12 protein-coding genes are annotated in these 14,346 nt (G+C 67.9%); 10 read left to right on the plus strand and 2 right to left on the minus strand.

The window, feature by feature from the left end:
- The first annotated feature begins 49 nt into the window (after positions 1-49).
- From U8L64_RS08625 to U8L64_RS08640, 4 genes are all read left to right on the plus strand, one after another.
- Positions 50-859, plus strand: a complete 810-nt coding sequence (locus tag U8L64_RS08625) for an alpha/beta fold hydrolase (protein WP_333396186.1) — start codon at positions 50-52, stop codon at positions 857-859.
- The gene (locus U8L64_RS08630) at positions 856-1,710 is read left to right on the plus strand and encodes an alpha/beta fold hydrolase (protein ID WP_333396188.1); all 855 of its coding nucleotides are present in this window, start codon (positions 856-858) and stop codon (positions 1,708-1,710) included. The genes U8L64_RS08625 and U8L64_RS08630 overlap by 4 nt, the downstream gene beginning before the upstream one ends.
- Before the next feature lie 156 nt (positions 1,711-1,866).
- A complete protein-coding gene (locus U8L64_RS08635) occupies positions 1,867-2,670 on the plus strand; it encodes a DUF4892 domain-containing protein (protein ID WP_333396190.1) in 804 nt (267 codons plus the stop codon).
- A 49-nt stretch (positions 2,671-2,719) separates the two neighbouring features.
- Entirely contained in the window at positions 2,720-3,808 is a 1,089-nt protein-coding gene (locus U8L64_RS08640; protein WP_043297130.1) for an AI-2E family transporter, read from the plus strand.
- A 16-nt stretch (positions 3,809-3,824) separates the two neighbouring features.
- On the opposite strand, the gene U8L64_RS08645 is transcribed toward U8L64_RS08640, so the two are convergent.
- Positions 3,825-4,817 (minus strand): patatin-like phospholipase family protein, encoded by a 993-nt coding sequence (locus U8L64_RS08645; RefSeq protein ID WP_043297129.1) that lies wholly within the window; start codon positions 4,815-4,817, stop codon positions 3,825-3,827.
- Positions 4,818-4,977: 160 nt separating this feature from the next.
- Here U8L64_RS08645 and selD point away from each other — a divergent pair, with 160 nt between their 5' ends.
- From selD to U8L64_RS08660, 3 genes are read left to right on the plus strand one after another with little or no spacing between them, the layout of a single operon-like run.
- Positions 4,978-6,012, plus strand: a complete 1,035-nt coding sequence (selD, locus tag U8L64_RS08650) for a selenide, water dikinase SelD (RefSeq protein WP_333396194.1) — start codon at positions 4,978-4,980, stop codon at positions 6,010-6,012.
- Positions 6,012-7,121 carry a tRNA 2-selenouridine(34) synthase MnmH gene (mnmH, locus tag U8L64_RS08655; protein WP_333396196.1) on the plus strand — a complete coding sequence of 370 codons (1,110 nt, stop codon included), beginning with the start codon at positions 6,012-6,014 and terminating at the stop codon, positions 7,119-7,121. Before selD ends, mnmH begins: the two co-directional genes overlap by 1 nt.
- Positions 7,122-7,146: 25 nt before the next feature.
- Entirely contained in the window at positions 7,147-7,425 is a 279-nt protein-coding gene (locus U8L64_RS08660) for a hypothetical protein (RefSeq protein WP_008570229.1), read from the plus strand.
- A gap of 99 nt (positions 7,426-7,524) precedes the next feature.
- Here U8L64_RS08660 and U8L64_RS08665 read toward each other — a convergent pair whose 3' ends face one another.
- Complete coding sequence (locus U8L64_RS08665) at positions 7,525-10,209, minus strand: HAD-IC family P-type ATPase (RefSeq protein ID WP_333396198.1); 2,685 nt, start codon at positions 10,207-10,209, stop codon at positions 7,525-7,527.
- A gap of 166 nt (positions 10,210-10,375) precedes the next feature.
- Between U8L64_RS08665 and U8L64_RS08670 the strand changes: the two genes are divergently transcribed.
- Genes U8L64_RS08670 through U8L64_RS08680 form a run of 3 tightly spaced genes read left to right on the plus strand, consistent with a single transcriptional unit; the run spans position 10,376 to position 14,281 of the window.
- Positions 10,376-11,293: an AAA family ATPase gene (locus U8L64_RS08670; RefSeq protein WP_043297125.1), complete on the plus strand. Its 918-nt coding sequence runs from the start codon at positions 10,376-10,378 to the stop codon at positions 11,291-11,293.
- 40 nt (positions 11,294-11,333) lie between these two features.
- Positions 11,334-12,296 carry a DUF58 domain-containing protein gene (locus tag U8L64_RS08675; protein WP_333396201.1) on the plus strand — a complete coding sequence of 321 codons (963 nt, stop codon included), beginning with the start codon at positions 11,334-11,336 and terminating at the stop codon, positions 12,294-12,296.
- Positions 12,293-14,281: a transglutaminase TgpA family protein gene (locus tag U8L64_RS08680; protein ID WP_333396204.1), complete on the plus strand. Its 1,989-nt coding sequence runs from the start codon at positions 12,293-12,295 to the stop codon at positions 14,279-14,281. Before U8L64_RS08675 ends, U8L64_RS08680 begins: the two co-directional genes overlap by 4 nt.
- Positions 14,282-14,346: the final 65 nt, after the last annotated feature.

The raw sequence follows: 14,346 nt of genomic DNA on the forward strand, positions 1-14,346 counted from the left end.
GCAGGGGTGGCCGCCTACAATGGCCTGACCTTTCTCGCCGGCCGTGTCCATGTCGCAACGCATCTTCTTCGCCCATGCCAACGGCTTCCCGTCGGCGACCTACCGCAAGTTGTTCGCCGCGCTGGCGCCTGAATACCGTGTGGAGCACATGGACCGGCATGGCCACGATCCGCGCTTTCCGGTGGACGACAACTGGCACAACCTGCTGCAGGAGCTGTTCGAGCAGCTGGAGCGGCTGGGCGAGCCGGTCTGGGGCGTTGGCCATTCTTTCGGTGGCATGCTGCATTACCGTGCGGCGCTGCTGCGCCCCGAGCTGTATCACGGAGTGGTGATGCTCGATTCGCCGCTGCCGACGTGGTTCGACCAGACGCTGATCTGGGCCGCCAAGCGGCTCGGTTTCATCGATCGGCTGACGCCGGCCGGGCGCACCCTGGGCCGGCGCGAGCAGTTCGACAGCGCCGAGGAAGCACATGCCTATTTCGCCGGCAAGACGCTGTTTCGCAGCTTCGATCCCGACTGCCTGGCTGCCTATATCGAGCATGGCCTCGAGCCGGCGGGGCAGGGGATGCGCCTGCGTTTCGATCCGCGGACAGAGATCGACATCTACCGCAGCGTGCCGCATGTGACGCCTGGCTGGCCGCCGGCATTGAAGATTCCGCTGGCGATGGTGCGCGGCCGCGACAGCCGCGTGGTGCTGCCACATCACGCCTATCTGCTGCGCCTAATGGCGCGCGGCGAGGCGCATCGCCTGCCCGGCGGACATATGTTCCCACTGGAGCGTCCGACGGAAACCGCCGATCTGCTGCGTCGTCTGCTGGCTCGCTGGAAACCGGCTGTCGCGAACCGGGGTGCCGCATGAGTGTGGCATTCGAGGAGGTCCGGCTGAGCTTGCCGCATATCGAAGTGGCTGCGCACCTGTACGGGCCGCAGGACGGCCGCCCGGTGATCGCGCTGCATGGCTGGCTGGACAACGCGGCGAGTTTCAGCCGGCTGGCGCCGCGCTTGCCGGGTCTGCGCATCGTCGCGCTGGATCTACCGGGGCATGGCCATTCGGCGCATCGTCCGCTGGGCGCGGGCTACAACATCTGGGACTACGCGCTCGATGTGTTGCAGGTGGCCGAACAGTTCGGCTGGCAGCGTTTTTCCCTGCTGGGTCACTCAATGGGCGCGATCGTCGCGGTGCTGCTGGCCGGTGCGCTGCCGCAGCGGGTCGAGCGGCTGGCGCTGATCGACGGGGTGATTCCCTACACCGGTGAGGCGGACGAGGCACCGCAGCGGCTGGGTGCCGCGCTCGATGCACTGCTGGTGGTCGACGACAGGCGCAAGCCGGTCTATGCGACCTTCGAGCGGGCCGTCGCGGCGCGCATGAAAGGTGTCGGTGCGGTCAGTCGCGAAGCCGCCGAGCGTCTGGCCGAGCGCGGCCTGATGCCCGTGCCGGGCGGCTACACCTGGCGTACCGATGCACGGCTGATGCTGCCGTCGCCGTTGCGGCTGACGCGCGCGCACGCGCTGGCATTTGTCTCGCAGGTCACCTGCCCAACCACCCTTGTGCTGGCCGAGCAGGGGCTGATGACCGAACCGAAACTGCGTGAACTGACCGCGCAACTGCCGTTCGACAAGCATTACCTGTCCGGCGGCCATCACCTGCATCTGGACGACGAGGCCGGCGCCGCTGCGGTCGCCGCGTGCTTCGAACCCTTCTTTCGCTAGCGCGCCGTCACGCAAGATGCTGTGGCAATCGCCTGCTTGACTTGCTTTTGGCAACTGGCGAGGCTGACCGCCAGTCGGCATCTGGCCGCCTCCATCGGCGGCGGCCAGATGCCGGATGAAACTCGTGCAAGCAAGGGTGATGCGTTGAAAAGAGCGATGCGATGGACAGGCCTGCTGGGATTGTTGCTGACGGGCGCGCCGTTGCTGGCGGCGGACGTCGCCGGTAGCGCCGATCTCGCGGTTCTGGCGCGCTATCCGCAGGCAGAGATCGTCGATTACCGGCAGGCGTCGGTAAGCGAGCGGATCTATCCGCAGGACTCGCTCCGCCGTATCAGCGGCAAGTTGCGCATGGCCAGCCAGGTCAGCGCAGCCGGCCAGTTGACCGTCGTTACCTATCAGCTTCCCGATACCCACAGTGGCATCGAAGCCTTCACCCAGTCCCGGCACGCCGTGCTCGATGGCGGCGCAGAGCTGTTGTTCTGGTGCGAGGGCCGTGAATGCGGTTCGAGCAGCCTGTGGGCCAATGCGGTGTTCGGCAAGGCCAGGCTCTACGGGCCGGAAGGTCAGCAGGCCTACCTGCTGGCGCGCCTGCCGCAGGCCGGTGACAGCCTGCTCGCGCTCTATGGCGTCACACGCGGCAACGGCCGCTCCTATCTTCATGTCGAGCAGCTGGAGCCGAGCGCGCCGCTCGGGGAGCTGTTGCCGAATGCGGCAACCCTGCTGCGCCAGCTGCGCGACAGTGGCGAGCTGCGCCTGCCGCGCCTGCCGGATGAACCGTCGACCGAGTGGAGCGCGCTGCTTGCCGACCTCATGCGGCTGGATAGTACCCTTCGCATCAGCTTGGCCGGGCGTACCGGCGCCGCCTGGCGCGAAGCCCTGATCGCCGAGCGGATCGGCGCCCGACGGCTCGAGCTCGACGACTCGGCCGAAGCCGGGCTGTTCATCAGGCTATTGCGCTGAGACGCTTCGTCGGGCTGCAATAGCCGTCCTTTCCAGAGAGTAACCGCGCATGCCCAACAACGACCGCCTGCTGGTGCAGATCCTGCTTCTGGTCCTGCTCGGTGCCTGCCTCTGGGTGCTGGCGCCGTTCGCTTCGGCGCTGTTCTGGGCCGCCGTGTTGGCGTTTGCCAGCTGGCCGCTGATGCGCCTGCTGACCCGTCAGCTGAACGGCAACGCAAGCCTGGCGGCGGGGTTGCTGACCTTTTGCTGGATGGTGCTGGTGGCCGTGCCGCTGGTCTGGCTCGGCTTCAACATCGCCGACCAGATTCGCGAAGCCAACGCCCTGCTGCACGACTTGCAGGTCGACGGTCTGCCAGCGCCGCCGACATGGCTCGGCGAACTGCCACTGATCGGCGACAGCCTGGTCACGCTGTGGAGCACCGTCCATGAACAGGGCACGGCGCTGCTGGCCAGCGCTCGCCCGTACATCGGCCAGGTCGGCAACTGGCTGCTGGTGCGCAGCGCGCGCATCGGTGGCGGTATGCTCGAGCTGGCGCTGAGCCTGGTGCTGGTGTTCTTCTTCTATCGCGACGGGCCGCGCCTGGCGGCATTCGTCCACAGCCTGCTGGACCGCCTGATCGGTGGCGAGCGTGCCGACCACTATCTGGAACTGGTGGCCGGCACGGTGCAGCGCGTGGTCAACGGTGTCATCGGTACCGCAGCGGCGCAGGCGGTGCTGGCCTACGTGGGCTTCAGCATCGCCGGGGTGCCGGCTGCGCTGGTGCTCGGCCTGCTCACCTTCGCGTTCAGTTTCGTGATGGTGCCGCCACTGGTCTGGGGGCCGGCGGTCGCCTGGCTGGTATGGCAGGGCGACTACGGCATGGCAGTGTTTCTCGGTGTCTGGGGCATGTTCATCATCAGCGGGGTGGACAACATCCTCAAACCCTATCTGATCAGCCGCGGCGGCAACCTGCCGCTGGTGGTGGTGCTGCTCGGCGTGTTCGGCGGGGTACTGGCGTTCGGTTTCATGGGGCTGTTCCTCGGGCCGACACTGCTGGCCGTGGCCTTCAGCCTGCTGGGCGACTGGCTGATCAAGGAAGTCCCGCACACCGCCGAGAAGGACAGCACCGGCGAGCCGATCGACAAGCCGCAGTGCTAGCGGCCGGCGGGCGGCGCTACAGCTCCAGCTCGTAGCGCGCCAAGGCGTCATGGGCCACGATGCGCCCCAGCTCGATCAGCTCCGGCGCCTTGTCAAACTCGTAAAAACGACAGGCGCGCTTGGGAATGTTCACCAGCACGTTCGGCGGATAGCCGGCGATCTTGTACTGCGCCAGGGACGACTGCATGACGTCGAAGCTCTGGTTGATCAGTTCCAGCAACGAAGCGGGGCCGCCGACATCCACGACGGTCGAGCCTGCGGCCGACTTCGGTGCCGTCTCGCTGGACGGCGCCGCCGGCGGCTGGTCGCCGCGCAGCAGCTCGCTGGCGCGGATATCGGCGATGTGTTGCGGCGAAAGACCGCCACCGTCCTTGCGCCAGAACGGGATGTGCGAGCTGATCGAAGTCAGCATCGAATCGAAGCGCCCCGGGCGTTCGATTTCCGGCAGCGAATATTGCTTGTGGTTGTTGGCGTTGAGGTTGACCGCGACGATCAGATCGCAGTGGCTCGACACCACCGGCACGATCGGCAGCGGGTTGAGCAGGCCGCCGTCGACCAGCACGCGGTTGTCCTGCACCACCGGCGTGAACAGGCTGGGAATCGCCGCGGACGCGCGCATCGCCAGCTCCAGACTGCCTTCCTGGAACCAGATCTCCTGCTGGTTGGTGAGATCGGTGGCCACCGCCGTGAAGGGGATCGGCAGATCCTCGATGTTCACCTCGCCGAGCATTTCGCGTACCCGGCCGAAGACCTTCTCGCCGCGAATCGCACCCAGGCTGAAGCTCGGATCGACCAGGCGCAGCAGGTCGAGATAATCCAGCCCCTCGATCCAGGCGCGGTACTCGCGGAGCTTGCCGGCAGCATAGATGCCACCGACCACGGCGCCCATCGAGCAGCCGGCGATGCAGCCGATGGTGTAGCCACGTGCCAGGATCTCATCGATGACGCCGATGTGCGCATACCCACGCGCGCCTCCCGAGCCTAATACCAGCGCTACTTTCTTGCTCATGCGGCTTCCCCCCATTCTGTGTCGTTAGCTTCTCGCCGCGCACGGGTACGCCGCAAGGGGCGCTATACCAAAGCAGGTCGTCCGCCGCCCCGTTTGCCGCTGCTCGTCGAAGGCTTTGCTACAATCGCGGCCCGTTTTGCATGCAGCACGAGAGAGTCCGATGAGCGAACCGATCCGCCTCACCCAGTACAGCCATGGCGCCGGTTGCGGCTGCAAGATCTCGCCCAGGGTGCTGGACGTGATTCTTGCCGGCAGCGGCGCGCAGAACCTCGATCCGCGGCTGTGGGTCGGCAATGCCTCGCGCGACGATGCGGCGGTCTACGGCATCGACGAAGAGCGTGGCGTCGTATCGACCACCGACTTCTTCATGCCGATCGTCGACGACCCCTTCGATTTCGGTCGTATCGCCGCGACCAACGCGATCAGCGACATCTACGCGATGGGCGGCGACCCGCTGATGGCCATCGCCATCCTCGGCTGGCCGGTCAATGTGCTGCCGCCGGAAGTGGCGCGCGAGGTCATCGCTGGCGGCCGTGCGGTGTGCGACGCTGCCGGCATTCCGCTGGCCGGTGGACATTCGATCGATGCGCCCGAGCCGATCTTCGGTCTGGCCGTCACCGGCCTGGTCAGTAAGCGCCACATGAAGCGCAACGACACGGCCACTGCCGGCTGCAAGCTCTACCTGACCAAGCCGCTGGGCATCGGCATCCTCACTACCGCCGAGAAGAAGGCCAAGCTGCGTGCCGAAGACGTGGGCCTGGCGCGCGACTGGATGTGCACGCTCAACACCGCCGGCAGCCGCTTCGGCAAGCTCGAAGGCGTGCAGGCGATGACCGATGTCACCGGCTTCGGCCTGCTCGGCCACTTGGTGGAAATGGCCGACGGCAGCGGCGTGACGGCCCAGATCGAGTACGCGCGCGTGCCGCGTCTGCCGGGCGTGGAGTACTACCTCGAACAGGGCTGCGTGCCCGGTGGCACCCAGCGCAATTTCGACAGTTACGGTGAGCGCATCGCCGCGCTCGATGAGGTGCACAAGCAGCTGCTGTGCGATCCGCAGACCAGCGGCGGGCTGCTGGTGGCCGTGGCGCCGGAAGGCGAGGCAGAGTTCCTGGCGGTTGCCGGCGAGCTGGGCCTGGCGCTGGAGCCGATCGGCCGGCTGGTCGACGCGCGCCGCCATGCAGTCGAGGTGCGCTGATGCGTGGCGATACCGCTGACTACCGGGCGCTGTTTCTTAACGACGTTCCGATGATGGATGCCCGCGCGCCGGTGGAATTTTCCAAAGGCGCGTTTCCCGGCGTGGTCAATCTGCCGCTGATGAACGACAGCGAGCGGCAGAAGGTCGGCACCTGCTACAAGCAGCATGGGCAGAAGGCCGCGCTCGATCTGGGCCACCAGCTCGTCTCGGGCAAGGTCAAGGCCGAGCGGATGCAGGCTTGGGCCGATTTCGCCCGCGCGCACCCCGATGGCTACCTGTACTGCTTCCGCGGCGGGCTGCGCTCGCAGATCGTCCAGCAGTGGCTGCGCGACGAGGCGGGCATCGACTATCCGCGGGTGGTCGGTGGCTACAAGGCGATGCGCCATTTCCTGCTCGAAACCCTTGAGCAAGCGATCCAGCAGTGCGACTTCGTGCTGGTCGGCGGCATGACCGGCACTGGCAAGACCGAAGTGCTGGCGCGGCTGGACAACAGCCTGGACCTGGAGGCGCTGGCCAATCATCGCGGCTCCAGCTTCGGCAAGCGTGCGACGCCGCAGCCCGGGCAGATCGATTTCGAAAACATGCTGGCGATCCGCCTGCTGAAGCTGCGCGCGGCGGGCGTTGAACGTTTCGCGCTGGAAGACGAGGCGCGGCTGGTGGGGCGCTGCTCGATTCCGCTGCCGCTGTTTCAAGGCATGCAGCAGTTTCCGCTGGTGTGGCTGGAAGACAGCCTCGAGGGCCGTATCGAACGGATTCTCAAGGACTACGTGATCGACCTCTGCGCCGAGTTCATCGCCGAGCAGGGCGCCTCCGGTTTCGCCGCGTTCGCCGAGCGTTTGCAGCAAAGCCTGGTCAATATCCAGAAGCGCCTGGGCGGCGAGCGCTATCAGCGTCTGGCGTTGCTGATGGACCAGGCGCTGGCCGAGCAGGCGCGTAGTGGCGCGGTGGATCTGCACCGTGGCTGGATCGAAGGATTGCTTGGCGAGTACTACGATCCGATGTATGCCTACCAGCGCGAGAGCAAGGCCGAGCGTATCGAGTTCGCCGGCGAGCAGCAGGCGGTTGTCGAATACCTGCAGCAACGCGCCCGCACGGCTGTGTCGCATTGATTCGAAAGCAACGGAGGGATGAACGATGAAAGTCTGGCTATCCGTACCCCTGCTAGCGCTGCTGCTGGTCGGCTGCGCCGGCAAGACCGCCTACCGTGACAGCTGCGCCGCCGAGCTGGACGCCGCGTGGAAGGAGCAGAGCTTGGCAGAAGCCGAAGGGTTCGCCGGCACCGTGAGCTATTCCAAAGCCATGGCCCTGCTTACTGGCGCTAAGACCCAGCAGCAGTTCGAGGCCTTTCATGGCTGCGTGGAAAAGGCGCAGAAGGCGCGCTTCTACCTGAGAGAATCGCGCGCCGGGCGCTGAACGGCAGCCGGCACAGCGTCCCTACGCAGGACGGGGCCGGGCTGTCGCAGGCAAAGCCGACGCCCACACTGAACGCCGCGAACCCGGCGCCGGGGCCGCTCACAGGCGCCTGCCAAGGCGCCGGCGCAACCACTTGTCCAGCTCCACCACCGCCAGCAGCGTGCCGCCGGCCAGTGCGCAGATGGCCCACGCCTGGGGGCTGAGCGCGGCGGTCTGGAACAACCGCTGCAGCGGCGGCCAATGGGTGAACGCCACCTGCAACACCAATAGCAGCGCGACCATGTTCCAGACCATCGGATTGCCGCGCAGGCCGAAGTGCGCCGGTGCATTGATCTGGCGGCTGGCGAACAGGTAGGCGATCTCACAGAACACCAGCGTGTTGACCCCCAGCGTGCGACTGACCTCCAGGCTCCAGCCCTGCCGCTGGGCAAAGAGGAACACCGCGATGCAGGCCGCCGTCATCAGCAGCGAGACCAGCACCACGCGCCAGAGCAGCTGCGCGCCCAGCAGCGGCGCGCTCGGATCGCGCGGCGGGCGGCGCATCAGATCGGCCTCGCCGGGCTCGAAGGCGAGCGCCAGCGCCAGCGTCACCGCGGTGATCATGTTCAGCCAGAGAATCTGCAGCGGCGTGATCGGTAGCGTCAGCCCCAGCGCGATGGCGACCAGCAGTACCAGCGCCTCGCCGACGTTGGTGGGCAGGATGAACAGGATGGATTTCTTCAGGTTGTCGTAGACCGTGCGGCCTTCCTCCACCGCATGGGCGATGGTGGCGAAGTTGTCGTCGGCCAGCACCATCTGTGCCGCCTCCTTGGCCGCCTCGGTGCCCTTGATGCCCATCGCCACGCCGATATCGGCGCGCTTGAGCGCGGGCGCGTCGTTGACGCCGTCGCCGGTCATCGCCACCCGTGCGCCGCCGGCCTGCAGGCGCTGCACCAGGCGCAGCTTGTGCGCCGGGCTGGTGCGGGCGAATACCGCGGTCTGCGCCAGGCACGCGTCCAGCTCCGCGTCGCTGAGCCGATCCAGCTCCGCGCCGGTGAGCGGCGGTTGCTCGCCGAGCCCGAGACGCTGGGCGATGGCGGCGGCGGTCGCGGCATGGTCGCCGGTGATCATCTTCACGGCGATACCGGCGCGCTGGCATTCGGCGATGGCAGCGATGGCCTCCTCGCGCGGCGGATCGAGCATGCCGACCAGCCCGAGCAACACGAAGTCGCCTTCGAGATCCTCGTAGGCCAGCTCGTGCTGCGGCGCGCCCAGCGCGCGCATCGCCAGGCCGAGCATGCGCAGGCCCTGACGGGCGCCATCGTCGAGTACGGCGTGCCAGTGGGCCGGGTCCAGCGGCTCGGTGCTGCCGGCGGCGAACTGGCGGTTGCACACTTCGAGCAGGCGCTCCGGCGCGCCGACCAGATAGATCAGTCCGTGGCCGGCATGGTCGTGATGCAGGCTGGCCATGCAGCGGCGCTCCGAGCTGAACGGAATTCCGTCGACCCGCGGCATATGCGTGTGCTCGTGAGTGGTCTGCAAGCCGAGCTTGCCGGCCAGGGTGAGCAGTGCCGCCTCGGTCGGGTCCCCGGTGATGCACCAGCCGTCGCCTTCGCGCAGCAGGCTGGCGCTGTTGCACAGCAGCCCGGCGCGGGCCAGCTCCAGCAGGTCGCTGGCCTGTTCCGGCTCGCAGGGCTGGCCGTCGCCGGTGCAGACCGCGCCCGCCGGCGTGTAGCCGACGCCCTGGATGAAATAATTGTGTTCGGCGGTGAAGACCTGCTGCACGGTCATTTCATTGCGCGTCAGGGTGCCGGTCTTGTCCGAGCAGATCACCGTCACCGCGCCGAGGCTCTCGACCGCCGGCAGCCGGCGGATGATCGCCCGCCGCCGCGCCATGCGCTGCACGCCCAGCGCCAGGGCGATGGTCAGCACGGCGGGCAGGCCCTCGGGGATCGCCGCGACCGCCAGACCAACTGCCGCCAGCAGCATCTCGCTGGAGGAGTAATCGTGCAGCGTGACGCCAAACACGTAGGTGCCGAGCGCCAGCGCCAGGATGATCACGGTGAGGACCTTGGCGAAGCGCGCGATGTCGCCCAGCAGCGGCGTCTGCAGGCTGACCACTTCGCCGAGCATGTGGCTGATCCGGCCCAGCTCGGTCTGCCCGGCGGTTGCCACCACCACGCCGTAGCCGTTGCCGGCGCTGACCAGCGTGCCGGAGTAGGCCATGCTGCTGCGATCGCTGAGGCTGGCGTCATGACTGACGGGCGCCACCTGCTTGCTGCTGGGTAGCGATTCGCCGGTCAGGGCGGCTTCTTCGATGCGCAGGTCGCGACATTCGAGCAGGCGCAGGTCGGCCGGGACCCGATCGCCGGGTTCCAGCAGTACGAGGTCGCCCGGTACCAGCTCTTCGGCCGGTACGCTGAGGGTGCGTCCGGCGCGGCGCACGCGGCTGTCGAGCGTCAGCAGCTTCTGGATGGCGCGCATCGCCTGTTCCGCTTTGCCTTCCTGAACGAAGCCGACCAGCGCGTTGATCACCACCACGGCGACGATCACCACGCTGTCGAGCCATTCGCCGAGCGCCAGGGTGACCAGCGCCGAGAGCAGCAGCACGTAGATCAGCAGATTGTGGAACTGCAGCAACAGGCGCTTGAACGCACCGTTGCCGCGGCGCTGCGGCAACCGGTTGGGCCCGAACTGCTGCAGGCGCTGCTGCGCCTGTTCGGCGCTCAGGCCGCTGTGGGTGCTGTCCAGTCGCTGCAGAATCTGCTCGGCGGGTTGCGCGTGCCAGCTGTCGGGTTCGGCCATCGAAGCCTCCTATCGACGAGGGAGAGGTCAAGCCTAGGCGGGGCGGCGAACCGCTGCATGGTTCTGGATCAAGCGTCGGATCACAAACTCGTTACCCGGCATGTCCAACGCTTTGCCTGACCGTTGTCGATCAGTAGCATCGGCCGGACCTACAGAGGAGAGTCGCATGCGCACCCGATTGGACGCCTGTCTGCGCGCGGTCAATGAAGTACTGCTCGGCAAGGAAGCTCAGGTGCGACTGGCGCTGGCCTGCCTGCTGGCACGGGGTCACTTGCTGGTCGAGGACATGCCGGGCATGGGCAAGACCACGCTCAGCCATGCGCTGGCCAAGGTGCTCGGCCTGGAGTTCCAGCGCATCCAGTTCACCTCCGATCTGCTGCCGGGCGACATCCTCGGCACGTCGGTGTTCGACAAGGACAGCAGCCAGTTCGTCTTTCATCCCGGGCCGATCTTCGCCGAGCTGATCCTCGCCGACGAGATCAACCGCGCCACGCCCAAGAGCCAGAGTGCCCTGCTCGAAGCCATGGAAGAGGGCCAGGTCACCATCGAGGGGGCCACCCGTGCGCTGCCGGAACCGTTCTTCGTCATCGCCACGCAGAACCCGGTGAGTTCCGGCGGCACCTTCGCGCTGCCGGAATCCCAGCTCGATCGTTTCCTCATGCGCGTCTCGCTGGGATATCCGGCCCGCGCCGCGGAGAAGGCGCTGCTGCTGGGCGAGTCGCGCCGCGACCTGCTGGCCCGGTTAGCGCCGGTGCTCGAACGCACCGAGCTGTTGGCGCTGCAGGATGCCGTGGCCGGCGTGCGCGTCAGCGATGCGCTGGTCGACTACGTGCTGCGTCTGGTGGAAGCCACCCGTACCCAGCCGCAGTTCGCCTGGGGCCTGTCGCCGCGCGGCAGCCTGGCGCTGCTGGCGGCGGCGCGCGCTTGGGCGTTTCTCGACGGCCGCGATTACGCGATTCCCGAGGATGTGCAGGCGGTGCTGCCGACGGTGGTCGGCCATCGCCTGCGCGAACGTGCTGATGCTTCCGGCCACGGCGGCGGCGCGCTGGTGCAGTGGCTGCTGCGCGAAGTGCCGGCGCTCTGATGGCGCTGACGATGACACTACGGCCGGACGGGCGCGCCGCGTGAGGCTGCTGCCACGTCTGCGCGAGCGCTGGCTGCTGCGGCGGATTCCGCCGGCGCCGAGCATGCGGCTCGATCAGCGACGCATCTTCATCATGCCTACTCGCGTCGGGCTGGCTTTCCTCGCGGCGCTGGGACTGATGCTGCTGACTGCGATCAACTACCAGAACAGCCTCGCCTACGGTCTGACCTTCCTGCTCGGCGCGTTGTATCTGGTGACCATCCTGCACACCTGGCGCAATCTCGCTGGGCTGGTGCTGCACAGCGGCGGCGCCACTGCCGCTTTCGTCGGCGAGCAAGCGCGGTTGCGTGTGCGCCTGGAAAGCCAGGGGCGCGCCTACCAGGCCGTGACCGTCGGCTGGCCGGCCAGCGGTCTGCAGCGGGTGGATGTGCCGGCCGGCGGAGTGGTGGAGGTCGAGCTGAACCTGCCGGCTGAGCGCCGTGGCTGGCTGCGCCCCGGCCGGGTGCGGGTGGAGAGCCGCTTTCCGCTGGGCCTGCTGGTGGCCTGGAGCTGGATCGATCTGGAGTTGGCGGCATTGATCTACCCGCAGCCGCTGGCAGGCGAGTTGGCGCAGCAGGGCGAGGCGGCGCAGGACGAGGAGGGCGGCGCGCGGACGCAAGGGGCAGGCGTCGACGATTATCAGGGGCTGAAGGCATGGCAGCCCGGTGATTCGCGCCGTCGCCTGCACTGGAAAGCCTATTCGCGCGGCCAGGGCCTGCTGGTGAAGGAGTTCGCCAGCCTGCTCGGCAACGAACCGCTGCTGGACTTCGCTGCGCTGACGGGCGACAGCGAGGAGCGCCTGTCGCGGCTGTGTCACTGGGTCGTGGAACTGAGCGCCGCGCACCAGCCGTTCGCCTTGCGCCTGCCGGCCGTGACACTCGGCCCGGATAGCGGTCAGGCCCACCGTGACGCCTGCCTGCGTGCGCTGGCGCTGCACGGTACCGGTGCGGAGCAGGGTGCATGAGCACGAAACCCGGTATCCCGCGCAATGCGCTGATCTGGCTGCTGGTGGCTCAGGTGCTGGTGATCCTGCCGCATCTGACGCACCTGCCGCTGTGGATCACCGGCCTCTGGCTGGGCTGCGCCGTGTGGCGAATTCAGATCTTCCGCATGCGCCTGCGTTATCCCAACAGCTGGGCCAAGGCGGCGCTGATGATCGGCGCCGGCTTCGGCGTGTACTTCTCGCGCGGCAGTCTGGTCGGGCTGGAGGCCGGCGTGGTGCTGCTGATCGCGGCGTTCATCCTCAAGCTGGTGGAGATGCGCACCGCGCGCGATGCACTGGTGCTGATCTTCCTTGGCTTCTTCGCGGTGGTGACCAGCTACCTGTTCGAGGATGGGTTACTGGCCGGGCTGTACAGCCTGTTGCCAGTGACTGCCCTGCTGGCGGCGCTGATCGGTCTGCAGCAGGGCACGCGGATGACGCAGCCGTGGCCGACGCTGCGGCTGGCCGGCAGCCTGCTGCTGCAGGCGGTACCGCTGATGATCCTGCTGTTCCTGTTCTTCCCGCGGCTGGCGCCGCTGTGGACGCTGCCACAGCCGGGGCCGCGTAGCCTCACCGGGCTGGCGGACCACATGGCGCCGGGCGACATTGCCCGGCTCGGTCAGTCCGCGGCGCTGGCGTTTCGCGTCAGCTTCGAGGGCGAGATACCGCCGCGCGACCAATTGTACTGGCGCGCCGTGACCTTCGAGCTGTTCGATGGACGGCGCTGGTCGCAGTCCTTCGCCGCGCAGGTGCCGCAGGAGCCACACTGGCAGCCGACCGGCGAGCCGCTGCGCTACAGCGTCGTCATGCAGCCCAGCGGCCAGCCCTGGCTGTTCGCCCTCGACGTGCCGCGCGTGGCGGCCGACGATACACGGCTGATGGCCGACTTCCACCTGCAGCGCCGCCAGCCGGTGAACCAGCCGCTGCTTTATCACGTGACCTCCTGGCCCGACGCACGGCGTGAGGCCGAGCGTGCGCCGTCGAGCCTCGGCCGCGCGCTGCAGCTGCCGGCGCAGGGCAATCCGCGCAGCCACGCCTGGGCCGGCGAACTGCGTCGCACGCTGCAGGAGCCCGAGGCGGTGGTGCAGGCGCTGCTGCGCCACTTCAACCGCGAGCCCTACCACTACACGCTGAAGCCGCCGGAAGTCGGCCCGGACATCGTCGACGATTTCCTTTTCAGCACCCGCAGCGGCTTCTGCGCGCACTACGCGGGGGCGATGACCTTCGTGCTGCGCGCCGCCGGCATCCCCGCGCGGGTGGTGGCCGGCTACCAGGGCGGCGAGGTCAATCCGGCCGGCAACTACCTCTCGGTGCGTCAGCTGGATGCGCACGCCTGGGTGGAATACTGGACTGCCGAACGCGGCTGGGTCAGCGTCGATCCGACCTTCCAGGTGGCGCCGGAGCGGGTCGAGCAGGGGCTGGAGCAGGCGCTGGCCGGCCAGGAAGGCTTTCTCGAGGATTCGCCGATGTCGCTGCTGCGTTACCGCGATATCGGCTGGCTGAACCAGCTGCGCCTGCGCTGGGACGAACTCAACTACGGTTGGCAGCGCTGGGTGCTCGATTACCAGAGCGAGCGCCAGCTACAACTGTTGCAGCGCTGGTTCGGCAAGGTCGACGCCACGGCGCTCGGCATCGGCCTGGTGACGGCGCTCGCCGCGGTGCTCGGCCTGCTCGCGCTGTGGCTGTTCAAGCCTTGGCGGCACGAGCGAGATGTGCAGCAGCGGCTGTTCCTCGCCTTCGAGCGGACGCTGGCGCGCCACGGCCTGCGGCGCGAGCCGGGTGAGGGTGCGCGGACCTTCGCCGTGCGCGCGGCGCGCCAGTTGCCGCTCCAGGCCGAGGCGATTCATGCCTTCCTGCGCTCCTATGAGCAGCAGCGCTACGCCGCCGCAGATGCCGCGCCCACCGAGCTGCGCCAGGCGCTGCGCGCGCTGCGCCGCCAGTTGCCCTGGCGGCGTGCCCGGCACTGAGCCGACCGTTGATGATTGCCGACTGCGATGGCGTGGCATTTCCAGGGGCGTCTACGGCGCTTGCG

The organism is Pseudomonas sp. FIP_A4, assembly GCF_036701605.1.
GTDB classification, from domain to species: domain Bacteria; phylum Pseudomonadota; class Gammaproteobacteria; order Pseudomonadales; family Pseudomonadaceae; genus Stutzerimonas; species Stutzerimonas phenolilytica.

Bases quoted from the DNA above. Each gene is read 5' to 3' on its own strand.
- U8L64_RS08640 (WP_043297130.1), top strand. From the start codon at position 2,720: ATGCCCAACAACGACCGCCTGCTGGTGCAGATCCTGCTTCTGGTCCTG.
- U8L64_RS08645 (WP_043297129.1), bottom strand. From the start codon at position 4,817: ATGAGCAAGAAAGTAGCGCTGGTATTAGGCTCGGGAGGCGCGCGTGGG.
- mnmH (WP_333396196.1), top strand. From the start codon at position 6,012: ATGCGTGGCGATACCGCTGACTACCGGGCGCTGTTTCTTAACGACGTT.
- U8L64_RS08660 (WP_008570229.1), top strand. From the start codon at position 7,147: ATGAAAGTCTGGCTATCCGTACCCCTGCTAGCGCTGCTGCTGGTCGGC.
- selD (WP_333396194.1), top strand. From the start codon at position 4,978: ATGAGCGAACCGATCCGCCTCACCCAGTACAGCCATGGCGCCGGTTGC.
- U8L64_RS08635 (WP_333396190.1), top strand. From the start codon at position 1,867: ATGCGATGGACAGGCCTGCTGGGATTGTTGCTGACGGGCGCGCCGTTG.
- U8L64_RS08630 (WP_333396188.1), top strand. From the start codon at position 856: ATGAGTGTGGCATTCGAGGAGGTCCGGCTGAGCTTGCCGCATATCGAA.
- U8L64_RS08680 (WP_333396204.1), top strand. From the start codon at position 12,293: ATGAGCACGAAACCCGGTATCCCGCGCAATGCGCTGATCTGGCTGCTG.
- U8L64_RS08665 (WP_333396198.1), bottom strand. From the start codon at position 10,209: ATGGCCGAACCCGACAGCTGGCACGCGCAACCCGCCGAGCAGATTCTG.
- U8L64_RS08625 (WP_333396186.1), top strand. From the start codon at position 50: ATGTCGCAACGCATCTTCTTCGCCCATGCCAACGGCTTCCCGTCGGCG.
- U8L64_RS08670 (WP_043297125.1), top strand. From the start codon at position 10,376: ATGCGCACCCGATTGGACGCCTGTCTGCGCGCGGTCAATGAAGTACTG.